Origin of the sequence: Thermosinus carboxydivorans Nor1, assembly GCF_000169155.1 — a bacterium.
GTDB classification, from domain to species: domain Bacteria; phylum Bacillota; class Negativicutes; order Sporomusales; family Thermosinaceae; genus Thermosinus; species Thermosinus carboxydivorans.
Genome location: NZ_AAWL01000002.1, coordinates 149,018 through 173,691, shown reverse-complemented (window position 1 = coordinate 173,691; position 24,674 = coordinate 149,018). Strand labels below are relative to the sequence as shown.

Below are 24,674 nucleotides of genomic sequence, written 5' to 3'. Positions count from 1 at the left end.
ACGTGAATATCAGACCGATGGATCTACAGGTACTGATTACCCGTGCAACAGAAGTGAGCAAGGCCCAGGAAATCACCGACCATCAACCTACATTGCAGCAGCAAATATTCGGTCAACAATGGCAACAGGTTACGGCTAACCGTCAGCAACAAGTTCAGGGAGCCGCCAAAAATGAAGGCGGTAAAATACAACGGGAAAAAGAGTATAAGGAAAAACAAGACAGGGGAAGTAACCGGAAAGGTCAGGCGGAAAAAGAAATACACAGTAAGCCTGTTCATAGCGCAAGCGCTGAAGACCCGATCCGGGGGCATAACGTGGATTTAAAAACATAGTCGAGGTGGAAATTTTGCTTACCGGAATTACCGTTACGCTTGTTGTTCTCCTCTTTTTTGTTTTTTTTGTTGTAACAAAAAAGGACATGCTGCAAAAGCTGTTTTCCCTTAATACGGCGGCGCCGGCGCAGGAATTTCAGCAACAGCTTGAACAAACCGCTGACCATATCATCAGGCGGTTAGAGACACAAATTGCTCATCTTGAATATTTATTAGAAGAAGCAGACGCCAAGATGACTGCTTTAGATCAAAAAATTCAAGCAGCAGCAGCGGTTTTTGAACAATTAGGTATATCAGGGACTTCTCTTGCGGAGCAAGCCACACCGAACGAGCAGAATATAGGCATAGTCCAAGATACTGGCAATAAGCCTGAAAATATCCCGTACTCCCAAGAAACGGGGAATGACAAGCGGCGGCTAATTTTTGCCATGGCGGAACAAGGTTACAATATAACTGAAATCGCTAAAGCCACCGGGATTGGTAAAGGTGAAGTAATGTTAATACTACAGTTGAATAAAAGATGAAAATTTTTGTATTCTAACAAAACGGATTATTTTACTTGTTACAATTAGGAAGATATGGTATACTAACTTTTGGTGTAAATCACACACGCATTCTAATTTTGTCACTGTGCCGTAAGCGGTGAAGGCAAAAAATGAGGAATGCGGCGGTATATTAACAGGAGGTGCAAAATATGTCAGTAATTTCCATGAAACAGCTCCTGGAGGCTGGTGTCCATTTCGGTCATCAAACCAGGAGATGGAACCCCAAAATGGCTCCTTATATTTTTACGGAGCGTAACGGTATTTACATTATTGATCTGCAGAAAACGGTCAAAAAAGTGGAGGAAGCATATAACTTCATCCGCGACGTGGCTGCCCAAGGTCAGTCAATATTGTTTGTAGGTACGAAAAAACAGGCGCAGGAAGCGGTGAAAGAGGAAGCGACCCGCTGCGACATGTTCTATGTTAATGAAAGATGGCTCGGCGGTATGCTGACCAACTTCCAGACTATCCAAAAGCGGATTAACCGTTTGCGTGAACTTGAAGACATGGAAGAAAAGGGCGTTTTTGATGTGCTGCCCAAAAAGGAAGTTATGGCTCTGCGGCACGAGATGGAAAGACTGCAAAAATTCCTGGGCGGCATTAAGAATATGAATAAATTGCCCGGCGCCCTGTTTATTATTGATCCGCGCAAAGAGCGCATCGCCGTAGCCGAAGCGCGTAAACTCGGTATTCCCATCGTGGCGATCGTGGATACCAACTGCGACCCGGATGAAGTCGATTATGTCATTCCGGGCAATGATGATGCAATTCGTGCTGTCAAATTGTTGACTTCTAAGATGGCCGATGCTGTTCTTGAGGGCCGTCAAGGCGAACAACTGGCGGCAGAAGAATAACTCGTTTAGGAAGGTAAGGGGGCGGGAAACTGCACCCTTACCTTTATAAGTAGACAGGAGGATTGGATATATGATTACGGCTGAAATGGTAAAAGAACTGCGCGAACGTACTGGTGCAGGCATGATGGATTGTAAAAAAGCGCTGACCGAAACTAAGGGCGATATGGAAAAAGCTATTGACTATTTAAGGGAAAAAGGACTTGCTGCAGCGGCGAAAAAGGCCGGTCGGATTACGGCGGAAAGGCATTGTCGAATCGTACATACACGGTGGCGGCCGTATAGGCGTGCTGCTTGAAATTAACTGTGAGACTGATTTCGTGGCCAAGACAGATCAGTTTAAAGCATTGGCCAAAGATATTTGCATGCAGATTGCTGCGGCTAACCCCAGCTATGTGAGCCGTAGCGACGTTCCGGCTGAAGTAATTAATCATGAGCGGGAAGTTTTGCGGGCGCAAGCGCTTAACGAAGGAAAACCGGCCCATATTGTTGAAAAAATGATTGAGGGACGCCTGGAAAAATTTTATAAAGAAGTCTGCCTGCTCGAACAGCCTTTCATTAAAGATCCCGATAAGACAGTGCAACAATTAATTAACGAGCAAATTGCCAAAATCGGTGAAAATATCACGGTAAGAAGATTTACACGGTATCAGCTTGGGGAAGGCATCGAGAAAAAAGCAAATGATTTTGCTGCTGAAGTTATGGCTGCGGTGAAAAAATAAGAGAACACCTTTGTGTTCTCTTTTTTCCAAAATAGGCTATAATAACCGTGAATAATAAAAGGATTTTCGGTGCAGATATAGAATTTGATTGATGAACGGGGGCTTTTTCGCTTTGAATGTCGCAAATACAAACGTGTGGTGATTAAACTCAGTGGCGAAGCATTGGCCGGTGCCCAGGGCTATGGCATTGACCCGGCCGTTGTTGAATCAATTGCCCGTGAAATTAAGGAAACCAAAGCTACAGGCCTTGAAATCGCAATTGTAGTCGGCGGCGGCAATATTTGGCGCGGCCTGGCGGGAAGCGCTAAAGGAATGGATCGGGCTAGCGCCGATTATATGGGAATGCTCGCGACTGTGATGAATTCTTTAGCCTTACAGGACGCACTTGAAAACTTAGGGGTCGATACACGGGTTCAAACGGCTATAGAAATGCGTCAAGTTGCAGAGCCTTATATCCGCCGGCGGGCGATACGCCACTTGGAGAAGGGACGGGTTGTTATTTTCGCTGCTGGAACGGGAAACCCATACTTTTCTACAGATACCACTGCAGCATTGCGTGCTGCTGAAATAGAAGCTGATGCAATTCTTATGGCTAAAAAGAATGCTGATGGAGTTTATGACAGTGACCCCCGCTATAATCCGGACGCTAAGAAATTTAAGGAACTCGAATATATTGAAGTTCTGAAGCGCGGTTTAGGGGTCATGGATTCAACAGCTACCACGCTTTGTATGGATAATAAAATTCCCATCATTGTGTTCAGCATTGACGAACCCGGCAATATTTTGAAGGCTGCTCTTGGTCAAGAAATTGGCACTATTGTGGGAGGAACGAAAAATGGGCATTAAGGAAATTCATGCCAGTCATGAAGAAAAGATGAAAAAAGCTTTAGAAGTGTTGCGCAAGGAGTTCGCCTCTTTGCGGGCTGGCCGGGCAACTCCCTCGCTCCTGGATAAGGTGACAGTTGATTACTATGGTATGCCGTCGCCGATCAACCAGGTAGCGAATATTTCAGTTCCTGAACCACGGCTTATTGTTATTCAGCCTTGGGAGAAAAGCATGCTTGCCCCCATTGAAAAAGCTATTTTAAAATCTGACCTTGGTCTTACACCTACAAATGATGGAAATGTTATACGTCTTTCCATTCCACAATTGACCCAACAACGTCGCAGTGAACTGGTTAAAGTCGTCCATAAGAAAGCGGAGGAAGCTCGGGTAGCTATCCGCAATTTACGGCGCGATGCCAACGACGCTATCAAAAAGCTGGAAAAAGAAAAACAGGTGTCTGAGGATGAGGCCAAAAAGGCACAGGAGGATATGCAAAAGCTTACCGACAAGTACATAAAGGAAGTTGACCAAGTAATGGCCGCTAAAGAGAAAGAAATAATGGAAGTGTAACATATGCGGCAAAACGGCGAAACAGCGGTCGATACCGTTGGTCGGCCATTACAGGAAGCCCAGACATTATTAGAAAGCCGCGGCTTCCAATGCAGCGTGCGGATTACTTGTCCCCCCCGCCCCACATTTAAGGTGGAACAGGAATGTCTTTATGTTGTGCGTCAGCACTTAGCTGCTGATGGTGTTTATCTTTTGGTTGTTGCTGCCAAAATGGGAAAGGAGGTGTAAACATGGCCTATAAAATTACAGAAGAATGTGTTGCGTGTGGTTCTTGCGCGGCGACCTGTCCGGTTGGCGCGATTAAAGAGGGTAATCCTACCTACGTCATCACCGAAGAGTGTGTTGAATGTGGGGCCTGTGCGGCGGTTTGCCCGGTTGGTGCTATTAAGGCTCCATAATCTCGGAACCCCCTCGCAAGAGGGGGTTTAAAAGTTTAGGCGGCGCAGAAGCCTAGAATTTGGAGGTCTCACTGTGTGGAAAAAGTGGTTTAGCAACAAAAGCGACGTTGACCAGAACCAAAGTTATCTGCAAAATTCGCTTGATCCCAATTCAATTCCTGCACATATTGCGATTATTATGGATGGTAACGGACGTTGGGCTCAGAAACGCGGATTGCCGCGAACTTTGGGCCATCACGCTGGAGCGGAGACACTACGTAACATTGTAAAGACGGCGGCCGAACTCGGCGTCAAGGTATTGACGGCTTATGCTTTTTCCACCGAAAACTGGAAACGACCAGCCGAAGAGGTAGATGTCCTCATGCGGCTGTTATCAGACTATCTTGATAGTGAAATTGATGAGCTGGATAGTAATAACGTCCAAATCCGTTTTATTGGCAAAACGGATGAATTGGCACCCAGTTTATACCATAAAGTAACGCAAGCCCAAAAACGAACTAGCAAAAACACCGGTCTAATCTTAAACCTAGCCGTTAATTACGGCGGTCGGGCCGAACTCACACGGGCAGTGCAATTAATCGCCCGAAAAGTTGCCGCAGGCGTTATAGCACCCGACAACATTTCTGAACAGACCATTCAGGATCATCTCTATACGGCTGATTTGCCTGACCCGGATCTGTTAATACGTCCTAGCGGCGATTTGCGTCTAAGTAATTTTCTGTTGTGGCAATCAGCCTATACGGAATTCTGGTTTACTAACACCAATTGGCCTGACTTTACTCCGGACCATTTAATCCAGGCTATCGCTGATTATCAACGGCGCGACCGACGCTTTGGCGGACTGAAAACATCAAAGTAGGTGTTTGAATTGCTTGGCAAACGTATTTTAACAGCCCTAATCGGCATACCAGCGGCTATTTATCTCATAAATTCAGGCGGGTGGATGTTTATCGGAGCGGTTACACTTTTAGCGGTTATTGCTTGGCATGAGTATTCCACCATGTTAGGTTGCCGGCAAATAAATGGCCACTACGGGCTGGGACTTGCCGGAACATTGCTCCTAATTGGCTGTGCTGTTTTGGGCAATCACCAGGAAACAATATTTATTATATTTTTGTTCCTTTTTCTTTGTTTGGCTAAAGCGGTTAGCAGTTCTAGCAGCTTCACTATAGAGGATGCGTCTTTTACTTTTTTCGGCATTGCCTATGTGGGCTTGACATTTTCCCACCTTGTTTTGCTCCGATTTTCCGACAACATTACCTCATATACTGCAGGTAACGTAATTATGCCGGCCGGTGCTGTTTACCTATGGTTAGCTTTCGTCGGAACATGGGCAAATGATACTTTTGCTTATTTTGTTGGTACTAAGTTCGGCAAAACCAAGCTGTGTCCCGCTATTAGTCCCAATAAGACGTGGGAAGGCGCTATTGGCGGACTAATAGGCAGCTTGCTGGGGACGGCGATTTTGGGGAGTTTATTTCACATCCCGTTATCTCACGGATTAATCATTGGTTTATTGGCAGGAATAGCTGCCCCATTAGGCGACTTAGCAGAATCGGCAATTAAGCGCTATACGGGTGTAAAAGATTCCGGCCGGTTGCTCCCTGGACATGGCGGCGTACTCGACCGTTTTGACAGCATAATGTTTGCAGTTCCGGCGGTATATTACTACATATATGCTTTTCTATTGAACTAACGGGGTGGTGAGCATTGAAAAATATTGCTATTCTGGGAAGTACGGGTTCGATTGGGACACAGGCACTGGAAGTGATTGCTGGGCGCCCCGATGAGTTTCGGCTTGTTGCCCTTGCTGCGCACAAAAATGATGAACTTTTGGCTCGGCAAATTGAGCGTTTTAACCCTGACCTGGCGGTTTTAGTAGATAAAGAAGCCGCTCGCCGGTTGGAGCAGAGGAATGTAGGCAAGACACGTATTCTAGCAGGGGAAGAAGGTTTGCTGGCAGCCGCCACGTATGACCCTGTCCATACGGTTGTGACATCGATGGTAGGGTTTGCAGGCCTCAAACCTACTTTAGCTGCCATTGCAGCGGGGAAAACAATTGCTCTGGCAAATAAAGAAACATTGGTGGCCGCCGGCGAACTGGTCATGACAGAGGCACGAAGGCGCGGAGTGACGATTTTGCCTGTCGACAGTGAACACAGCGCAATTTTTCAGTGTTTGCAGGGGGAACATAAAAAAAATATTAACAAACTAATTCTGACTGCTTCAGGCGGCCCCTTTCGCTGTTGGACACGGGATAGAATGAGTAAAGTGACGGTGAAGGAATGCCTTGCTCATCCTAATTGGTCAATGGGCAAAAAAATCACCGTTGATTCAGCGACCTTAATCAACAAAGGGTTGGAAGTGATTGAAGCCCGGTGGCTATATGACGTTCCTTATGAACAGATTGAAGTAGTCATTCACCCGCAGAGCATTGTTCACTCCATGGTCGAATTTGTTGACGGCAGCATCATGGCGCAAATGGGGCGCCCGGATATGCGGCTGCCTATTCAGTATGCTTTATCGTATCCTGACCGTCTTCATAATTCTTTTCCGCGCCTTGACATTTATAACCTTGGGCCATTAACTTTTGAGGCTCCCGATTTAGTTGCTTTTCCGGGACTAAAAATCGCGTATGATGCCGGTCGTGCCGGCGGTACCGTGCCGTGTGTCATGAATGCGGCGAATGAGATTGCCGTAAATGCCTTCCTGCACGGCGAAATTACCTTTCTCGATATAACTTACGTGATTCAAGAGGTACTTAATAGCCATGAAAAAACAGATGCACCAGGGTTGCCAGAACTGTGCGCCGCCGACCGGTGGGCCCGCAAGGAAGCACAGAACATAATCGCTTCTTTGAAGTAAATTATAGGGGCAGGTGAATATTATTTGTCCACTACCGTAATTGCCACTGTCTTTGTTTTCGGTCTGCTGATTTTCTTTCACGAACTGGGGCATTTCATTACTGCTAAAATGGTAGGCATGCGTGTCCATGAATTTGCTATCGGCTTTGGGCCTAAGCTGTGGAGTTGCAAAAAAGGAGAAACGGTTTATTCGCTGCGGGTTATTCCGTTAGGCGGATTTAACAAAATTGCCGGGATGGATCCGGATGAAGAGCAGGATGAGCGCTCTTTCCATGCTAAGCCGATTTGGGCCCGTATGTTGGTAATTGTTGCCGGTTCGGCCATGAATTTCGTCCTGCCGGTTCTCCTGTTTATGCTTGTGTTTATCTTTACCGGTATTGATACCCCTTCCGACGAGGCCATCATTGGCAGTGTTTTTCCGGATCGCCCCGCGGCCCAGTCCGGACTAGCCCCGGGCGACCGCATTCTGGCGGTGAATAATCAGGAAGTTTCTTCATGGCGACAGTTTGTCAGCCTAGTACAGCCTAATGCCGGCAAAGAGCTGATCATCAAATTCGAAAGAAATGGACAAAGCCATGAAATCCGGGTGGTACCAGAATATGATGCTAAAGCGAATCGCGGCATCATTGGCGTTGTTCCGCAGATTCTGAACTATCGTCCGGGAGTGGCTGAGTCTTTTGGCTTGGCCGTAAAACAAACGTATATGGTAGCAAGCAATATGCTGGCCGGTATCGGGCAGATGATTACCGGTAAAGCTCCTGCTGACGTTGCGGGTCCGATTGGCGTTGCTCAAATGGCTGGGCAGGTAGCACAGCTTGGTGTTACGCCGCTACTTCAATTCGCGGCCTTTTTAAGTATCAACTTAGGGCTAATTAATCTGTTTCCTGTGCCCGTTCTTGACGGCGGCCATGTTGTTACCCTTGCCGTCGAGGCCATTCGCGGCAAACCATTAAATCGCAACAGTCTGCAGTTTATTCAAATGATCGGCTTTACCTTGCTAATGCTCCTGTTGATTGTCGCGACCTTTAAGGATATTAGCCGGCTCCGTCTGTTTTAATAATTTCTAAAAACTATGGATGGGATGATATAGTTTATGCGGCGAAAAAAGACTTGCCCAATCCGCATCGGCAATGTGATTGTTGGCGGAAATGCCCCCATTTCCGTGCAGTCCATGACGAATACTAAAACAGAAAATGTCGAAGCAACGGTCGCGCAGATACGGCGCTTAGCCGAGGCCGGCTGTGACATCGTCCGGGTTGCTGTGCCGAACATGGCGGCGGCCGAGGCTATTGAGTCTATCAAAGAACAAGTTAGTCTTCCCGTCGTTGCTGATATTCATTTTGATTATCGGTTGGCCCTTGCCGCTATAGAACGCGGCGCCGACGCGCTACGGTTAAATCCAGGGAATATCCGTGAGCCTGAGCATGTTATGGCTGTGGTAAAACAGGCTAAGAAAAGACGTATTCCGATCCGTATTGGGGTTAATGCCGGCTCGCTGGATCCGGCGCTACTCGACAAGCATGGGGGACATCCAACTCCCGAGGCGATGGTAGAAAGTGCCTTGCAGCATGTAACAATTTTGGAAAACTTAGATTTTTATGATATAAAAATTTCGCTTAAAGCCAACGACGTTCCAATGACGATTGAAGCCTACCGGCTCATGTCTGATACCGTCGACTATCCGCTTCACCTCGGAATTACCGAGGCCGGCACGGTCCGGTCTGGTATTATTAAATCGGCGGTCGGTATAGGCGCCCTGTTAGCTGAAGGAATTGGCGATACTATTCGGGTATCACTGACCGGCGACCCGGTAGAAGAAGTCAGAGTAGGCAATGAGATATTGAAATCACTTGGTTTGCGCAGTTATGGTCCAACGTTGGTTTCTTGCCCTACATGCGGGCGGTGCGACATCGACCTCGAGAAGTTGGCCATACAGGTTGAGCAGCGGCTAAGCGGCATCCGTAAACCGATTAAGGTAGCGGTTATGGGCTGTGTTGTCAATGGCCCCGGTGAAGCCCGTGAGGCTGATATTGGTATTGCTGGCGGCAAGGGACAGGGACTGGTATTTCGGAAAGGTGAAATTGTCAAGAAAGTAGATGAAGATGAACTGATACCGGCGTTATTTGCCGAATTAGACAGGCTTATTAAGGAGGCAGAATAAAATGCGCGCATCAAACCTATATGCTCCTACACTACGGGAAACACCTGCAGAAGCAGAAGTAATCAGCCATCAATTAATGCTGCGAGCAGGGATGATCAGAAAAGCGGCTGGCGGGATCTATACCTACCTACCTTTAGCCTGGCGGGTATTAAAAAAAATCGAGACCATTATCCGCGAAGAGATGGACGCTAAAGGTGGCCAGGAACTGTTAATGCCCATTGTCCAGCCGGCAGAGATATGGAAGAAGACTGGGCGCTGGGACGTTTACGGCGACGAAATGTTCCGACTGAAAGATCGCCATCAACGCGATTTCTGTCTCGGTCCTACCCACGAAGAAATGATTACCACTCTTGTCCGGGATGAAGTGCGGTCTTACCGACAATTACCGCTATTGCTTTACCAAATTCAGAACAAGTACCGCGATGAAATCCGGCCGCGCTTCGGTCTGATGCGGGGGCGTGAATTTATTATGAAAGATTTGTATTCCTTTGACCGTGACGAAGAAGGACTTAACGAAAGCTATAATAAAATGTATGACGCCTATACCCGGGTGTTTACCCGCTGTGGTCTCACCTTCCGGCCGGTTGAGGCTGATTCGGGAGCTATTGGCGGCAGTGGGTCCCACGAATTTATGGTCTTGGCCGAGTCGGGTGAAGCGGCAATTGTTTACTGTACAACCTGTGACTATGCGGCTAACGTGGAGAAAGCCGAACTAAAGCCTATCCACGCGATGGAAGAAGAGCAGTTAGCGTTGGAAATAGTCGAAACTCCCGGCCGCAAAACCATTGGGGATGTTACGGCGTTTTTGGGAATTAGCCCCGAAAAAACGGTTAAAACGCTGGCGTATCAGACGGAAAAAGGACTGGTACTGGCTTTGGTTCGCGGGGATCATGAAGTTAATGAAATTAAACTTAAAAATGAGCTCAATTGTCTACAGCTCGAATTAGCGTCGGAAGCAGCGGTAATCGGAGCTTTAGGCTGTGAGCCTGGTTTCATCGGGCCGGTTGGCGTAAAAGATATTACAATTGTGGCTGATGCTACGGTCATGAACTTATTTAACGTTGTTTGCGGCGCCAATAAAGTAGACAAACATTACCGCAATGTCAATCCCGGGCGGGACTTTACGGCAACTATAGTAGCAGATATCCGGTTGATTCAAGAGAACGATCCTTGTCCGCGCTGCGGTGCTCCCGTCAAAACAGCGCGTGGCATTGAAGTCGGACAGGTCTTTAAGCTCTATACAAAATACAGCAATGCCTTAGGCGCTACTTATCTTGACGAAAATGGTCAGGAGCGGCCTATTGTCATGGGATGCTACGGTATAGGCGTAACTAGGACAATGGCAGCTGCTATCGAGCAAAACCATGATGAAAATGGGATTATTTGGCCGGTGCCTATTGCTCCTTTCCATGTTGTAGTTATTCCGGTCAACGCCAAAGAAGAAGCGCAAATGTCGCTGGCTGAAGAAGTATATACAGAGTTGAACAAAGCGGGAGTGGAAGCCATATTAGATGATCGCAATGAGCGTCCCGGTGTTAAGTTTAAGGATGCTGACCTGATTGGCTATCCCTTGCGAGTTACTATTGGACCAAAGGCGCTGAGCGAAGGCCGTGTGGAAGTCAAAGTGCGCCGTACCGGCGAAATTATTTATTTCGACAAAGCAAATTATGTTAGGGAGGTTCAGGCGCTTCTTGCACGATTATAGTCATGACCAAAACGCGTGATAGTATCTATCACGCGTTTTGATTTACTCTGCCTCTTAGTCATTGGCCACTAGCCTACGTTAACGTGTTTGGGATTATCGGGCAGCTTGCTGATTTTAAAGGTGTTCTTTCTATAGAGAGATTGTGCTAAAATAGGATAGGAGTGCCATAGTGGGAGAGGTAATTCATGCACAACTATTGTATTATACCCGACCGCGATTGCCGAGAATTTTGGAAATTTGTCGATAACTTGGCAATCGCGAACAAATATAAGGATATTATAAAACGAAGCATCATAACCCGGGTTGAAGTGAATACCGCCGAGGGTACATGGGATTTATTTATTAATCTTGCCCAACCATTGCCGTCGAAGGTCTTTGATTTGGCAGCTCAATATTTGTCTGCGTCATGCGGCTTAAAGAGGGTAACTTTTCATCAAACAGTGGGCGATCTTGACACATTTCTTACTAACGAATGGCCAAAGTTAGTCGCTCAGGTGTCTCAGGGTAACCAGGCCATTGCCGTACTGCTTGGTCACGCTAATTACCATTTTGATGGGTATACGCTTACCATTGAAGTTGAAGGCGAGTTATCGGCTGAGATGCTGATCAGCAAGAAAATAGATAAAAGTATCAGGGACTATATTCTTTATGAATTTGGCCAGCATTGCCAAGTAAAGTTTTTTTCTTCCAAGCCGGCGGCCGATATCATTTCTGATGAAGACCTGATGACGCCTGAATATCTGGAAGCACTTACAGAATGTCAAGATCTGCGGGAGAAGCAGGACGACAATCCAGTTATTTTCGGTCGAAATATTAAAGACGATCCGGTGCCAATCAGTAGTATTCAGGATGAAGCTCGCAACATTGTTATTGAGGGAGAGATCATCGGCTTTGAGACGCGTGCCCTCCGTTCCGGTCGGACGCTGCTCACCTTTGATCTAGCCGATACCACAGATGGCATAAGCGGCAAGGTGTTTTTTGATGATGCTGAAGAAGCCAGCAAAGTAGCTAAAATCCTCAGTGAGGGCATGTGGGTCAAGGTAAAGGGCACCATTCAGTTTGACAAGTTTGGCAATGAATTGATGATGTTTGCTGATAGTATGTGCCGAACTCATAAACAGGAACGCATGGATACAGCCGCCATCCCGCGGGTGGAACTTCATGCCCATACGCGGATGAGTAATATGGATGCCGTTGTCTCTGTGAAACAACTTATCAAGACAGCGGCAAAATGGAAGCATCCCGCTATTGCCATTACGGACCATGGCGTAGTTCAGGCTTTTCCTGAGGCCTATGAGGAAGCCGCGAAAGCCGGTATAAAGGTAATCTACGGAATGGAAGGCTACCTCTTTGACGATGATATAACGCAGGCCCGTCATATAATTATTTTGGCCAAAAATGCAATAGGACTGCGAAATTTGTACCGCCTTGTTTCATTGTCTCACTTAAAATTTCTGCATCGGACACCCCGCATTCCTCGCACGGCACTGGAAGAACACCGTGAAGGCCTCATCTTAGGCTCAGCCTGCGAAGCCGGTGAACTTATTCAGGCCATTCTGGCAGGGGCTTCGGAGGAAGAGCTTCTAAAAATTGCTTCATTTTACGATTATTTGGAAATTCAGCCTATCGGTAACAACGCCTTTCTGGTGCGCGAAGGCAAGGTAGCCGATGACGAAGGATTGCGGCGATTAAATTTACGCGTTTGCGAATTAGGGGAAAAACTTAACAAGCCCGTTGTTGCTACCTGTGACGTTCATTTTCTAAACCCGGAAGATGAGGTCTATCGCCGGATTTTAATGACTGGGCAAGGTTTTGCCGACGCCGACCAGCAGCCGCCCCTTTACTTCCGTACTACCGACGAGATGTTAAGCGAGTTTGCTTATCTGGGAGCGGAAAAGGCATACGAGGTAGTAGTCGAAAACTCCAGGCGCATAAGCGAGTTGATTGAGCATTTTAAACCTATTCCGGATGAACTTTATGCGCCCAAAATTCCCGGAGCGGAGGAGCAAATCCGGTCAATGGCCTACCAACGAGCAATCGAGCTTTACGGTGATCCGTTGCCCGAGATTGTTGCTTCTCGCCTAAAATATGAGTTGGATTCCATTATTAATAACGGTTTTGCTGTCTTGTATCTTATCGCTCACAAGCTGGTCAAAAAATCTTTGGATGATGGTTATCTTGTCGGATCGCGCGGTTCAGTCGGTTCTTCTTTCGTGGCTACCATGACAGGTATTACCGAGGTTAATCCCTTGGCTCCCCATTGGCGTTGCCCGGCGTGTAAACACTCCGAATTTATTACTGACGGCAGTTATGGTAGCGGTTTTGATTTACCTGATAAACATTGCCCTCAATGCCAAACACTAATGCAAAAAGACGGGCATGATATTCCTTTTGCTGTGTTCATGGGTTTTCACGGTGACAAAGTACCGGATATCGATCTGAACTTTTCCGGGGAATACCAGCCGATTGCGCATAAGTATACAGAGGAACTCTTTGGGCGGGACAATGTATTTCGGGCTGGTACTATTGCCACTATTGCCGATAAAACTGCCTACGGTTTTGTTAAAAATTATTTCGCTGATAAAGGTTATGCCGTCCGTAATGCTTACATTAATAAACTTGTCAGCGGCTGCACGGGCGTGAAGCGTACGACCGGACAGCATCCCGGCGGCATAATGGTAGTTCCGCGCGATATGGATGTGCATCATTTTACTCCCATCCAATATCCCGCTGATGACAAAAACTCTTCAACAATTACTACCCATTTCGACTATCATTCCATTAGTAGCCGTCTCGTAAAACTGGATATTCTGGGACATGACGATCCGACCGTTATTAAAATGTTGGAGGATCTTACCGGTATTGATGCTAAACAGATTCCTTTCGACGATGCAAAGACTATGAGTCTTTTCTCGTCAACGGAAGCGTTGGGATTGACGCCCGAGCAGTTGGGCACCACTGTGGGCACCTTCGGTATTCCAGAGTTTGGCACAAAATTTGTCCGACAGATGTTGGAAGATACGAAACCAAAGACATTCAGCGAGTTGGTCCGGATTAGCGGTTTTTCTCATGGTACGGATGTCTGGCTGAATAACGCCCAGGATTTAATAAAAAAGGGCATTGCCAAACTTTCTGAAGCCATTTCTGCCCGGGACGATATTATGGTTTACTTGATTCAGAAAGGTTTAGAACCTCAAATCGCTTTTAAGATCATGGAAGGCGTCCGTAAAGGAAAAGGGGTAAAGCCAGAAGATGTAGAGTATATGCGCTCAAAAGGCGTGCCAGAGTGGTATATTGAGTCGTGCCAGAAAATCAAATACATGTTTCCCAAAGCCCACGCGGTAGCGTATGTAATGATGGCATTTCGCATTGCCTATTGTAAAGTTCATTACCCGCTGGCATTTTACGCTTCCTATTTCACTGTACGGGCTACTGACTTCGACGCCGACCTGATAATCCAGGGCGAAGCCGCCTTGCGTTCCAAAATCAATGAGTTTGAACAGAAAGGCAATAATCTTTCGGCAAAAGAAAAAAGCCAATTAACCATAATGGAAATGGCTTTGGAGATGTACTTGCGCGGGTATATCTTTCACCCTGTCGATATATACCGTTCAGATGCAGCAAAGTTTTTAATCGTTGACAATGGGCTGTTGCCGCCAATAGGTTCGCTGCAGGGTGTTGGTGATACGGCTGCCCGCAATATTGTCCAAGCCCGCAAGGAACGTCCTTTTTCTTCGCTTGATGACTTACGCACTCGTGCGCGGGTGTCAAAGACAGTCATCGACACTTTGAAAGCTCATGGTTGTCTTGACGATCTTCCCGAAACTGACCAGATCATGCTTTTTGCTTAAATTTAGGGGTTAGGATAAAAATTTATAAGATGTTGGGATAGAGTACTTAACACAATCCCTATAATGGCTTTTCGCTTTACCTTTAGCAAGTTTTTGGTTATCATTTAAATGTTGGAGACGAATTTAGGAGGAGGCCTTTGTGCATACGATTGCCCTTATTGCCCATGATCGCAAAAAACAGGAAATGCTTGATTTTGTAATTGCCCACCGTGAAATATTGGCTAAACACAATTTAGTGGCCACGGCGACAACGGGAAAACTCATTAGCGAAAAAACCGGGCTGAAAGTTATCTCATATTTATCGGGCCCGCTTGGCGGGGATTTACAAATCGGAGCGCGGATCGCCTGCAAAGAGATTGATCTAGTTATTTTTTTGCGCGATCCTCTTACGGCTCAACCCCATGAACCAGATATTACTGCCTTACTGCGGGTGTGCGACGTTCATAATGTTCCAGTAGCGACGAATGAACGGGGTGCGCATTTGATGCTTACCGCATTACCATAAACGGGGATTTGGTGGGGAACGAGGATAGGAGAGAGAATTTGTGCCGATATTATTACTGGCTGCGGGAATTGTACTGCTGGACCAGTCGTCGAAAATTTATGTTTTGTCACGAATGCTGCCTGGCGATTCTATTCCGATTATTTCTGGCATTTTTCATATAACTCTGGTCCTAAATCCCGGAGCGGCATTTGGACTATTTGAACACCAAAGGATATTTTTTATCGCCGTAGCAGCCCTAATGCTAGGGGCAGTTGCTTATTATGTTCCACGGATCCCGACAGGCATGATGCTGCTGCGTTGGGGCACGGGGCTTATGGCTGGCGGCGCGGCCGGTAATGTAATCGACCGAATTAGGACTGGCTATGTTGTCGATTTTTTCGATTTTCGCATTTGGCCGGTTTTTAATATCGCTGATATTGCTATTGTTACCGGCGTGGCTTGCATTATCTTTACCCTGTTAAAATCGGGGCAGGAAAAGGATGACAGCCTTGACAAATAAAACATTTTCATTTATAGCAGAAGATGTAGACAAAGGAAAGCGGCTCGATTTGTTTTTAGTCGAGCGGCTGCCAGAATTATCGCGTACTCACATCCAAAGAATAATAGCTGCCGGCGAGGTAACGGTCAACGGCAAAGCAGGCAAGGCCAATTATAAATTAGCGCCCGCCGATTATGTCACCATCCGTTTGCCTGAGCCTAAACCAGCCGAAATAAAGGCTGAAGCCATTTCCCTTGATATTTTGTATGAGGACGAAGATATTATTGTAATAAATAAGCCCCGAGGAATGGTTGTACATCCTGCGGCCGGAAATTATGAAGGCACTCTTGTCAACGCCTTGCTCCGGCACTGTGATAGGTTGTCGGGAATTAACGGCGTTAGCCGTCCGGGGATTGTCCATCGTTTGGATAAAGATACATCAGGAGTAATGATGGTCGCTAAAACGGATCGTGCTCATCTTGATTTAGCGCGGCAAATCAAGGAGCGAACTGCCGGGCGTAAGTATGTGGCAATCGTTCATGGCAATATTAAAGAAAATCAGGGTATTATTAACGCGCCTATTGGCCGGCACCCTACAGATCGAAAAAAAATGGCCGTAGTTTTTACTAACAGCAAGGAAGCAATTACCACATTCCAAGTACTCGAACGCTTTGGCGACTATACGCTGGTAGAATGTAGATTGTTTACGGGGCGAACACATCAAATCAGAGTACATATGGCCTATATCGGTCACCCGGTTGTAGGCGACCCTAAGTATGGCCCTGGGCGTCAACGCTTCGCTATTATGGGGCAAGCGCTGCATGCTGCTGAATTGACCTTTCAGCATCCAGTAACAGGAGAACGTATGAGCTTCACAGTACCATTACCGGATGATATGCGCGCAATATTGGAGGAGCTGCGCCGCAGGTAGGATCTTTAAGGAGGATGGCAATGGCTGGATTAATAGAGAAAACGGTAATTATGGATGCCCAGGCGATAAGACGGGCGCTAATTCGCGTTGCTCATGAAATTATCGAAAAAAACAAAGGTACCGGGGATCTGATTTTAGTCGGCATCCGCACGCGGGGCGTGCCGTTAGCCGAGCGTCTGGCCCAAGAAATAAAAAAAATCGAAGGAGTAGAGTTGCCAGTCGGCATTCTCGATATTACGCTTTACCGGGATGACTTGTCTACGCTTGGCCATCAGCCCATTGTCCATGGGACACAAATTCCCGTCGATATAAATGGCAAAAAGGTTATCCTTGTTGATGATGTTTTGTACACCGGACGGACCGTCCGGGCGGCCCTTGATGCTATTGTCGACATCGGGCGACCGCGTTTAATTCAGCTGGCGGTTTTAATTGACCGCGGCCATAGGGAATTGCCGATCCGGGCCGACTATGTGGGGAAAAATGTACCAACGTCGCGGAAAGAGGTGGTCAGTGTGCAAGTAGAACCGGTAGATAAGGCCGACAAGGTTGTTATTAAAGAATTTGCCGAGTGAAATAAAGGCTGATGCGCTAGCAGCATCAGCCTTTATTTATCATCAATAAGGCTTGTTACAAGATTTTCGTCCGGTGTGACATAAAGAGTTTTTTGGTGCTCATAAATCACAAATCCTGGTTTGGCGCCGGCGGGCTTTTTTACATGCCGGCGTCTGGTAAAATCAACAGGGACATTAGATGATTGCCGGCCTTTGCTAAAGTAGGCCGCTACTTGTGCTGCTTCCCAAAGGTCTAGATCGGCAGGCTCTTCGCCGTGACACTGCAGGATAACGTGTGCTCCCGGGATGTCTTTGGCGTGCAGCCAAATGTCATCGGGGCGGGCAACTTTGAAGGTCACAAGATCATTTTGGGTATTATTCTTGCCTGCGATGAATTTAAAGCCGCCCCGCGTTGTCCCGGTTAAGGGTGTCGATGATGCCGGCACCTGTCGTCGGTTGCGACTATCTTGGGGAAGATAGCCTGCAGCAGCGAGTTCTTGACGGATTTCGGCAATTTCTAGCGAAGAAGTGGCCTGATTGAGAGATAGCTGAATACTTTCCAGATAAGCTAGCTCCTGACGGCATTGTTGCAGCTGGGCGGCAACTAATTTTTGGGCTCGCTTCAGCTTGTTATATTTAGCGTAAAGGGATTGGGCATTTTCAACTGGTGTTAGAAGAGGGTCTAGTTCGATGGTTACATAAGAGTCGTCTCCGTGACTATCATACAGATTTGGCAATTTTACCTGATTAACGCCTTTAGGGATTTGGTAGACATTCGCCATAATAATGTCGGCTAGCTGGCGCCATGTTTCGGCGGAAAGGGCTTCGTCACTTTCTTGCTTAAGGGTAGTTATTTTTCTTTGCAGGCGCGCTAACTCCGCCGACAAAACTTTTTCCAGAACGTCTTTGCCCGGTAGCCGCCGGATTTTATCGAGACCGAGAGCGAAAATAACCGCTTCGTTCATTGTTGGGAAAAAGCAAGTTTTATAGCCGTTTAAATGTTCAAGAGGGTAGGCGGCGAGAGCAATAAGGGAATCTTGATCGTCTACAACCACGGCGGGTTGAATCGAGCCATTGCGCAAAGGACTCACAAGGTCCTGAACTGCTTCGGCCAGAGAAGCAAAGTCGGCCGTATCAAGCTGGTCTATTTTAATATCGGCAGGCAGGCCTGCACGCCACACGAGCTCTTTGGCGGTGAGAGGGCCAATACCCACGGATACGTCAATTATCGCTTTGGTCAATAATCCATTTTTAACCGAACAGAGTTTAGTCAGGAAAGTTTCGGTTGTTATATCCAGTAAGTTGACGCCGTCCCGTGCCGGCGGATGCAGATAGGGCCTGCCGGGAAGCACTTGGCGGCGACGACTCAGGGAAGCCGGTATGCGCCGGATGGCGTCCACAATAGAATTGTCACGTATAAAAATGATATTGCTATATTTACCCATAAGTTCTACCGCTAGTGTTTTACTGGCGATACCGCCGGGATTCATCGCGAACGTCAATCGTTATGTAGGCAATGCGGTCTAGACCGTGTTGGGTGACGGCAGCAATGCGTCCGTCAACCAAGTGTTTACGAAGCAGCATGCAAAATGCTGATGGTATAGCCGGATTTTCCGGCGGGGTGTCGCTTAGGTACAAGCAGGGACTAGCGGGGTTTACAGAAATAATCAAGCGCAGTGTTTCGTGAGGCTGACGTACCCAGATTACCAGTGTATAATCATCTGGCTGAAAAATTTTATCAATCCGTCCGCCGGTTAGTTTGGCATTTAGTTCCCACAGCAGCGGTGCGAGCGTTAATCCTTCGATATTCATAGTCGTCCTCCATCATAATTTGGCATTAGTATAACATTAGCGCTTCAGCAGGTCAAACCTGGTCTAATTATTGTCGCACAGGAATAACATGGTTAAAGAAATCCATGTAGTGAGGTGGCTGGTATATGAATAGCGACAAATGGTATGCACGGACTGCAGATGAAGCGATAGCGTTCTGGCAGACCAATCCTTACGATGGTTTGTCATCTAGCGAAGTAAAAGCACGCTTAAATAAATTCGGGTTCAACCAAATGGCGGAAAAGCCGCCGGAGCCCTGGTGGAAATATTTTTTGGCCCAGTTTCAGGATTTTATGGTTTTGGTACTTTTGGCTGCAACGCTAATTTCTGCTTTTTTGGGTGAATACTCTGACGCCATAACCATCCTGGCGATTGTAATTATTAACGCCATTTTGGGTTTTATCCAGGAATACCGGGCCGAACGGTCTATGCAAGCTTTAAAGCAACTTGCCGCGCCGACGGCCAGGGTAATACGAAACGGCATGATTCAGCAAGTTGCCGCCCGCGAACTAGTGCCGGGAGATATTCTTGTCCTGGAAGCAGGGGACAAAATTGCCGCCGATGGACGCCTGATCGATGACCATAATTTGGAAGTGGAGGAGGCGGCCCTCACGGGGGAGTCGCTCCCTGTCCGTAAAGTCGCAAACCGTCAGTTCGGGGAAAACGCGCCATTGGGTGATCGAAAAAATATGATTTACGCCGGTACCAGTGTGACCCGTGGCCGGGGTAAGGCAGTCGTCTGCGCCACCGGTATGCGAACAGAAGTGGGGCATATTGCCGGGCTTATTCAGGCATCAGAAGAAGCGGACACACCCCTGGAGCGCCGTCTGGAGAATCTCGGACGATGGCTGGTCTGGGGCTGTTTGGCCATCTGCTTTGTTGTTATGGTCACCGGCATCTTTAAAGGAGAACCCTTGTTTCTTATGCTAATGTCCGGTATCAGCTTGGCGGTCGCGGCCATTCCGGAGGGATTGCCGGCGATAGTAACTGTTTCGCTTGCCCTTGGCGTACAGCGAATGATCAAACGCAATGCCATTGTTCGCAAACTGCCCGCCGTAGAGACGCTAGGGTGTACCACTGTCATTTGTTCCGATAAAACAGGCACGCTGACGCAAAATGCCATGACGGTTCGCCGGATTTATGCCGGAGGGCAGCTTTTCGACGTTTCTGGGACGGGTTATGACATTAAAGGAGAATTTTTCTTAAACGGGCAGGAATTTGACCCAAAAAAGGATAAGTCTTTACAACAATGCTTATTAATTGGCACTCTTTGCAATAATAGTGTGGTAAAACAGAACAATGTAAGTATTACAGGACTCTGGCGCAGAAAAAACGGTTCAGGATGGACAGTGGAAGGCGATCCTACCGAGGGGGCGCTTGTTGTTGCCGCGGCGAAAGCTGGTATTTGGCGCGAAACCGTTGAAAGAATGCAAAGTCGCACGGCGGAAATTCCTTTCGAATCGGAGCGCCGCCGGATGTCTGTCGTCTACCGGATGGCTGACGGAAGCCATGCTCTTTACGTTAAAGGTGCACCCGATACGGTTTTGGAACTTTGCCGTTATTATTACAACGGCACGACCGAAGTGCCCCTAACGCCGGAATTAGTTGCGTCCATCACATTGGCCAACGAGAGCATGACATCGCAAGCCCTGCGTGTTTTGGCCGTTGCCTATCGGAACCTTTCCCCTGCTGAAGCGGTAAATGTCAGCGACGCAGATGAGAGGGAACTTGTTTTTGTGGGCCTTATCGGCATGATTGATCCGCCACGGGAAGAGGCCAAAAGAGCTATAGCCTTGTGCAAGCAAGCCGGCATCAAAACTGTGATGATTACTGGCGATCATCGCAACACCGCCATTGCTATCGCCAAAGAACTGCAAATGTATAAGGATGATTCTGATAAAGCCCTTACCGGAGCGGAACTTGACGCTTTAAGCGATGTCCAGTTAGCAAAAATAGCCAATCAGGTATCAGTCTATGCCCGTGTGTCGCCGGCCCACAAGCTGCAAATTGTTCGTGCCCTCCGGCAAAACGGCCATATTGTGGCGATGACGGGCGATGGTGTTAACGATGCCCCTGCTATCAAGGAAGCCGACATCGGCATCGCCATGGGGATCACGGGAACTGACGTATCTAAGGAAGCTTCCTCCATGGTGCTCTTAGATGATAATTTCGCTACTATTGTCGGTGCGGTGGAGGAAGGCCGGGGCATTTACGATAATATTCGCAAGTTTATCCGCTATCTATTATCATGCAATATCGGCGAAGTGCTTACAATGTTTATTGCCGCCCTTGCGGGAATGCCTCTTCCGCTATTACCTGTCCAAATCTTGTGGGTCAATCTTGTTACGGACGGCCTGCCGGCCATGGCGTTAGGCGTTGATCCCAGCGACCCGGATATAATGAACCGGCCGCCCCGCCATCCAGCGGAAAGCATTTTTTCGCGTGGCTTAATCCGTAAAATTGTTACCCGCGGTATTCAAATTGGGTTAAGTACGGTCTTAGTTTTTGCCGCTGTATATTATTGGAAAGGCGATTTGCCGCTGGCGCGCACGATGGCCTTTAGTACATTGGTCTTCTGTCAATTGTTCCATGTTTTTGATTGTCGTTCCGAAGTATTAACCATTCATGAAATCGGCATACTTACCAATAAGTTTCTTGTATTGGCTGTTTGCTGTTCCATTACCATGCAATTAGCCGTAATCTATATTCCTATCTTGCGCGGTATTTTTGAAACAGCTCCTTTGTCGCTTATCGACTGGGTATGTGTGCTGGTTGTTTCCGGCTGGACCTTTATTCTTAGCACGTTACGGCATTTCTTGCGGCGGAGCCCCGGACGACGCTATGCCGTAAGTTATAGATAATTGCCAAGAGCGCATCAGGAGGAAAGAATAATGCAGTTTACAAAATGGCACGGACAAGGCAACGACTTTGTTATTGTAAATGGCTTTCAAGAGAAAATTGAGGACTATGCCCAAGCAGCGGTTAAAATTTGCGACCGCCACTTTGGGATAGGCGCCGATGGGTTAGTTATCGTCGGGCCGTCACAAGTTGCTGATTTTCGTATGCGCATATTTAACTCCGACGGTAGCGAAGCGGAAATGTGCGGCAATGTAACTCGCTGCGTCGCTCGCTATGTCTATGAGTACGGTCTTACGGATAAAACCAAAATTACTTTGGAGACTCTTGCCGGCCCCATCAAGCCCGAACTTATTTTTGAAAACGGTGTTTTGCGAACCGTCCGGGTTGACATGGGTGAACCGCGGTTAAAGCGGGCGCAGATTCCTATGATTGGCGAACCCGACTCAGAAGCCATTAATGTACCGCTGATAGTTAACGATAAGACCTATGATATTACTTGTGTGTCGATGGGCAATCCTCACTGCATAATTTTTGTGGACGATGTGGATGAAATTAATTTAGCGGCTGTAGGGCCGCTTATCGAAAACCATCCAACCTTTCCCCGTAAAACAAACGTTGAGTTTGTTCAGGTTCTAAACGACCATGAAATGCGGATGCGCGTCTGGGAGCGAGGCGCGGGTATTACCTTGGCCTGCGGAACCGGGGCGAGCGCAACACTGGTGGCAGCCGTATTGAACGGTAAGACGGGACGGGTGGCCACCATTCACCTGGATGGCGGCGATTTAGTTCTTGAATGGGGCAACGATAACCATGTTTATATGTCTGGTCCAGCCGTAGAAGTATTCCGTGGCGAATACTTATTGAGTTTGTAGATGACGGAGCCTCTCATTGAGGCTCCTTTTTAACTACGTACCTGGTATTTAAAGGAAATTTTTTGCAAACGATAAATATAATAATAATAAAAAAATAAGAGAATAGGGGGTGACGAAATGAGGATAGTTTGTGCCGCTGTCGTGGTTATGCTCTTGCTGTGCAATCAGGCTCTGGCAATTGCACCTGTTAACGCGGTGATGATGAAAGAAGCGCAAAGATATGGGATAGAGAAGGCCTATGTGTCCCTAGATGAATTTCTTATCGCTTGGACAGCCTATGAAGGACAGGCAGTTGTATTGGATGAAATGACTGAGCGCGCCCATTTGTATACACCGTATCTGCTTTTGGCCTGCGATGCGCGGGAAAAGACCCAAAAGTCTCAGCCTGTAAAACTAAGCGACAGCGAAAAGATATTGGCCGATTATGCCGGTTTTCTATCGTTCAGCGTCACTTTGGTCGGGGATAGTAAAGACTTTGCAAAAACAGTAAACGCCATTATAAAGCAGGGTCGGCGGAGTATTACTGCCGATCAGATTAACATACCTGGTGAAGCTACTGTCATTGTTAACAAAGGGGCGCAAAAACTCTACGTTATGCAAGCCTATCTTTATTTTAAAGAACGGAATATAGACGCGAACAAGCCAGCCATATTGGTTGTTACAGCGTATGACCAAAAAAAACGCGGCTTTTATTTTGACTTGCCAAACATTAAATAGAACGCGAATTAGATACTTTACGGAGGGCAGATGCTCCTCCTTTTTCTATTGCTTTTTTCCGGCGAAAAAAGGAATTATAGGAAGTAAGGCGAAGTAATTTAAAAAAAACATGGTTTAAATATATTTTTTGCCGTCAATAATAACAACGCGAAGGAAGGTGCATCATCTAGTGCTCAAAAGTATGACCGGATTTGGTCGTGGGGAATATATCGACAGCAATCATCGCTTTACCGTCGAAATCAAAGCTGTAAATCATCGTTATACCGAAATTGGTATCCGAGCGCCAAAAAATCTGAGTGCTTTGGAGGACAAAATTCGCCGTAGCATTGCCCAATCTTTGTTCCGAGGTCGCGTTGATATATATATTGCCATGGAAGAATTTGGCGAGCAGCGACGAATGGTTAGGGTTGACAAAGAATTGGCAATGGCTTACCATAATGCAATGAGAGAATTAGCCAGATTATTGAACAGCTCGACCGTGGATTTTACCCCGCTTATTGCAAGATTTCCTGATGTTCTGAAAGTGGAAGAAGAAGAGCAAGATGTTCTAAAGTTATGGCCCAAACTATCGGAAGCAATGGATGCAGCCATTGGCAATCTTCTCGCTATGCGTTTGGCCGAAGGCGCCAACATACAAGCTGATTTGACAATGCGAATTGCCAAAATAGAGACTTATGTTCAGCAGATTGAAGAGCGGATGCCCGAAGTGCTGGAAGAATATCGCGCCAAACTGCTGGCGCGTATGCGCGATGCCTTGACCGCTATAGGGGTAGAGCCTGACGAGACGCGGCTGCTCCAAGAAGTGGCTTGTTTTGCTGACCGGACTAATATTGCGGAAGAATTGGTGCGGCTAAAGAGTCATCTTGCCCAGTTTCGTTCTACTCTGGATGTCGGTGAAGCTGTGGGAAGAAAGTTGGACTTTATCGTGCAGGAGATTAACCGCGAAACCAATACCATTGCCTCCAAGGCCAACGATTTCACTATTGCGAATATTGTTGTTGAAATTAAAAGTGAGATTGAGAAGGTCAGAGAGCAAATCCAAAACATAGAGTAATATAGAATGTAATATAGTGTGAGTCGTGGCCAGAATTTTGTTAGGGGGAATT

24 protein-coding genes and 1 pseudogene are annotated in these 24,674 nt (G+C 47.1%); 23 read left to right on the top strand and 2 right to left on the bottom strand.

Going from position 1 to position 24,674, the window contains the following annotated elements:
- The first annotated feature begins 2 nt into the window (after positions 1–2).
- From TCARDRAFT_RS02400 to pyrR, 19 genes and pseudogenes are all read left to right on the top strand, one after another.
- On the top strand, positions 3–332 hold the full coding sequence (locus tag TCARDRAFT_RS02400) for a hypothetical protein (RefSeq protein WP_007288517.1): 330 nt from the start codon (positions 3–5) through the stop codon (positions 330–332).
- A gap of 14 nt (positions 333–346) precedes the next feature.
- Entirely contained in the window at positions 347–856 is a 510-nt protein-coding gene (locus TCARDRAFT_RS02395) for a DUF6115 domain-containing protein (RefSeq protein WP_007288408.1), read from the top strand.
- Positions 857–1,026: 170 nt separating this feature from the next.
- Complete coding sequence (gene rpsB, locus TCARDRAFT_RS02390) at positions 1,027–1,731, top strand: 30S ribosomal protein S2 (protein WP_007288407.1); 705 nt, start codon at positions 1,027–1,029, stop codon at positions 1,729–1,731.
- 70 nt (positions 1,732–1,801) lie between these two features.
- Positions 1,802–2,450 (top strand): annotated as a pseudogene (gene tsf, locus TCARDRAFT_RS02385) (translation elongation factor Ts).
- A gap of 84 nt (positions 2,451–2,534) precedes the next feature.
- On the top strand, positions 2,535–3,296 hold the full coding sequence (pyrH, locus tag TCARDRAFT_RS02380; protein WP_007288405.1) for a UMP kinase: 762 nt from the start codon (positions 2,535–2,537) through the stop codon (positions 3,294–3,296).
- The gene (gene frr, locus TCARDRAFT_RS02375; RefSeq protein ID WP_007288404.1) at positions 3,286–3,846 is read left to right on the top strand and encodes a ribosome recycling factor; all 561 of its coding nucleotides are present in this window, start codon (positions 3,286–3,288) and stop codon (positions 3,844–3,846) included. Before pyrH ends, frr begins: the two co-directional genes overlap by 11 nt.
- A gap of 3 nt (positions 3,847–3,849) precedes the next feature.
- The gene (locus TCARDRAFT_RS02370) at positions 3,850–4,074 is read left to right on the top strand and encodes a hypothetical protein (RefSeq protein WP_040682952.1); all 225 of its coding nucleotides are present in this window, start codon (positions 3,850–3,852) and stop codon (positions 4,072–4,074) included.
- A gap of 2 nt (positions 4,075–4,076) precedes the next feature.
- Complete coding sequence (locus TCARDRAFT_RS02365; RefSeq protein WP_007288516.1) at positions 4,077–4,244, top strand: DUF362 domain-containing protein; 168 nt, start codon at positions 4,077–4,079, stop codon at positions 4,242–4,244.
- Positions 4,245–4,317: 73 nt separating this feature from the next.
- Positions 4,318–5,103, top strand: coding sequence for an isoprenyl transferase (locus tag TCARDRAFT_RS02360; protein WP_007288403.1), 786 nt, complete (start codon positions 4,318–4,320; stop codon positions 5,101–5,103).
- Positions 5,104–5,940, top strand: coding sequence for a phosphatidate cytidylyltransferase (locus TCARDRAFT_RS02355; RefSeq protein ID WP_232199071.1), 837 nt, complete (start codon positions 5,104–5,106; stop codon positions 5,938–5,940).
- A 14-nt stretch (positions 5,941–5,954) separates the two neighbouring features.
- Positions 5,955–7,109, top strand: a complete 1,155-nt coding sequence (locus tag TCARDRAFT_RS02350) for a 1-deoxy-D-xylulose-5-phosphate reductoisomerase (RefSeq protein WP_007288401.1) — start codon at positions 5,955–5,957, stop codon at positions 7,107–7,109.
- 24 nt (positions 7,110–7,133) lie between these two features.
- Complete coding sequence (gene rseP / locus TCARDRAFT_RS02345) at positions 7,134–8,165, top strand: RIP metalloprotease RseP (protein ID WP_007288400.1); 1,032 nt, start codon at positions 7,134–7,136, stop codon at positions 8,163–8,165.
- Between the two features lie 36 nt (positions 8,166–8,201).
- Positions 8,202–9,269, top strand: coding sequence for a flavodoxin-dependent (E)-4-hydroxy-3-methylbut-2-enyl-diphosphate synthase (ispG, locus tag TCARDRAFT_RS02340; protein WP_007288399.1), 1,068 nt, complete (start codon positions 8,202–8,204; stop codon positions 9,267–9,269).
- A 1-nt stretch (position 9,270) separates the two neighbouring features.
- Positions 9,271–10,974, top strand: a complete 1,704-nt coding sequence (locus TCARDRAFT_RS02335; RefSeq protein ID WP_007288398.1) for a proline--tRNA ligase — start codon at positions 9,271–9,273, stop codon at positions 10,972–10,974.
- 185 nt (positions 10,975–11,159) lie between these two features.
- A complete protein-coding gene (locus TCARDRAFT_RS02330; protein ID WP_007288397.1) occupies positions 11,160–14,825 on the top strand; it encodes a PolC-type DNA polymerase III in 3,666 nt (1,221 codons plus the stop codon).
- 139 nt (positions 14,826–14,964) lie between these two features.
- Positions 14,965–15,330, top strand: coding sequence for a methylglyoxal synthase (locus tag TCARDRAFT_RS02325; protein ID WP_007288396.1), 366 nt, complete (start codon positions 14,965–14,967; stop codon positions 15,328–15,330).
- A 40-nt stretch (positions 15,331–15,370) separates the two neighbouring features.
- Complete coding sequence (gene lspA / locus TCARDRAFT_RS02320) at positions 15,371–15,829, top strand: signal peptidase II (RefSeq protein ID WP_007288395.1); 459 nt, start codon at positions 15,371–15,373, stop codon at positions 15,827–15,829.
- Positions 15,810–16,739, top strand: coding sequence for an RluA family pseudouridine synthase (locus tag TCARDRAFT_RS02315; RefSeq protein ID WP_007288394.1), 930 nt, complete (start codon positions 15,810–15,812; stop codon positions 16,737–16,739). Before lspA ends, TCARDRAFT_RS02315 begins: the two co-directional genes overlap by 20 nt.
- Before the next feature lie 20 nt (positions 16,740–16,759).
- Positions 16,760–17,311, top strand: a complete 552-nt coding sequence (gene pyrR, locus TCARDRAFT_RS02310; RefSeq protein ID WP_007288393.1) for a bifunctional pyr operon transcriptional regulator/uracil phosphoribosyltransferase PyrR — start codon at positions 16,760–16,762, stop codon at positions 17,309–17,311.
- 32 nt (positions 17,312–17,343) lie between these two features.
- On the opposite strand, the gene TCARDRAFT_RS16155 is transcribed toward pyrR, so the two are convergent.
- Positions 17,344–18,780, bottom strand: a complete 1,437-nt coding sequence (locus tag TCARDRAFT_RS16155) for an Rqc2 family fibronectin-binding protein (RefSeq protein ID WP_007288392.1) — start codon at positions 18,778–18,780, stop codon at positions 17,344–17,346.
- A complete protein-coding gene (locus tag TCARDRAFT_RS16150) occupies positions 18,755–19,102 on the bottom strand; it encodes an NFACT family protein (RefSeq protein ID WP_007288391.1) in 348 nt (115 codons plus the stop codon). Before TCARDRAFT_RS16150 ends, TCARDRAFT_RS16155 begins: the two co-directional genes overlap by 26 nt.
- A gap of 125 nt (positions 19,103–19,227) precedes the next feature.
- Here TCARDRAFT_RS16150 and TCARDRAFT_RS02300 point away from each other — a divergent pair, with 125 nt between their 5' ends.
- From TCARDRAFT_RS02300 to TCARDRAFT_RS02285, 4 genes are all read left to right on the top strand, one after another.
- Positions 19,228–21,981, top strand: a complete 2,754-nt coding sequence (locus tag TCARDRAFT_RS02300) for a calcium-transporting P-type ATPase, PMR1-type (RefSeq protein ID WP_007288390.1) — start codon at positions 19,228–19,230, stop codon at positions 21,979–21,981.
- 30 nt (positions 21,982–22,011) lie between these two features.
- On the top strand, positions 22,012–22,851 hold the full coding sequence (dapF, locus tag TCARDRAFT_RS02295; RefSeq protein WP_007288389.1) for a diaminopimelate epimerase: 840 nt from the start codon (positions 22,012–22,014) through the stop codon (positions 22,849–22,851).
- A gap of 117 nt (positions 22,852–22,968) precedes the next feature.
- The gene (locus TCARDRAFT_RS02290; RefSeq protein WP_007288388.1) at positions 22,969–23,568 is read left to right on the top strand and encodes a hypothetical protein; all 600 of its coding nucleotides are present in this window, start codon (positions 22,969–22,971) and stop codon (positions 23,566–23,568) included.
- A 169-nt stretch (positions 23,569–23,737) separates the two neighbouring features.
- Positions 23,738–24,622 (top strand): YicC/YloC family endoribonuclease, encoded by an 885-nt coding sequence (locus TCARDRAFT_RS02285; RefSeq protein WP_007288387.1) that lies wholly within the window; start codon positions 23,738–23,740, stop codon positions 24,620–24,622.
- Positions 24,623–24,674: the final 52 nt, after the last annotated feature.

Excerpts from the sequence above, each read along its gene's own strand:
- rpsB (WP_007288407.1), top strand. The coding sequence starts at position 1,027 with ATGTCAGTAATTTCCATGAAACAGCTCCTGGAGGCTGGTGTCCATTTC.
- frr (WP_007288404.1), top strand. The coding sequence starts at position 3,286 with ATGGGCATTAAGGAAATTCATGCCAGTCATGAAGAAAAGATGAAAAAA.
- TCARDRAFT_RS02370 (WP_040682952.1), top strand. The coding sequence starts at position 3,850 with ATGCGGCAAAACGGCGAAACAGCGGTCGATACCGTTGGTCGGCCATTA.
- TCARDRAFT_RS02365 (WP_007288516.1), top strand. The coding sequence starts at position 4,077 with ATGGCCTATAAAATTACAGAAGAATGTGTTGCGTGTGGTTCTTGCGCG.
- ispG (WP_007288399.1), top strand. The coding sequence starts at position 8,202 with ATGCGGCGAAAAAAGACTTGCCCAATCCGCATCGGCAATGTGATTGTT.
- TCARDRAFT_RS02335 (WP_007288398.1), top strand. The coding sequence starts at position 9,271 with ATGCGCGCATCAAACCTATATGCTCCTACACTACGGGAAACACCTGCA.
- TCARDRAFT_RS02330 (WP_007288397.1), top strand. The coding sequence starts at position 11,160 with ATGCACAACTATTGTATTATACCCGACCGCGATTGCCGAGAATTTTGG.
- TCARDRAFT_RS02315 (WP_007288394.1), top strand. The coding sequence starts at position 15,810 with ATGACAGCCTTGACAAATAAAACATTTTCATTTATAGCAGAAGATGTA.
- pyrR (WP_007288393.1), top strand. The coding sequence starts at position 16,760 with ATGGCTGGATTAATAGAGAAAACGGTAATTATGGATGCCCAGGCGATA.
- TCARDRAFT_RS16155 (WP_007288392.1), bottom strand. The coding sequence starts at position 18,780 with ATGAATCCCGGCGGTATCGCCAGTAAAACACTAGCGGTAGAACTTATG.
- TCARDRAFT_RS16150 (WP_007288391.1), bottom strand. The coding sequence starts at position 19,102 with ATGAATATCGAAGGATTAACGCTCGCACCGCTGCTGTGGGAACTAAAT.
- TCARDRAFT_RS02300 (WP_007288390.1), top strand. The coding sequence starts at position 19,228 with ATGAATAGCGACAAATGGTATGCACGGACTGCAGATGAAGCGATAGCG.
- dapF (WP_007288389.1), top strand. The coding sequence starts at position 22,012 with ATGCAGTTTACAAAATGGCACGGACAAGGCAACGACTTTGTTATTGTA.
- TCARDRAFT_RS02290 (WP_007288388.1), top strand. The coding sequence starts at position 22,969 with ATGAGGATAGTTTGTGCCGCTGTCGTGGTTATGCTCTTGCTGTGCAAT.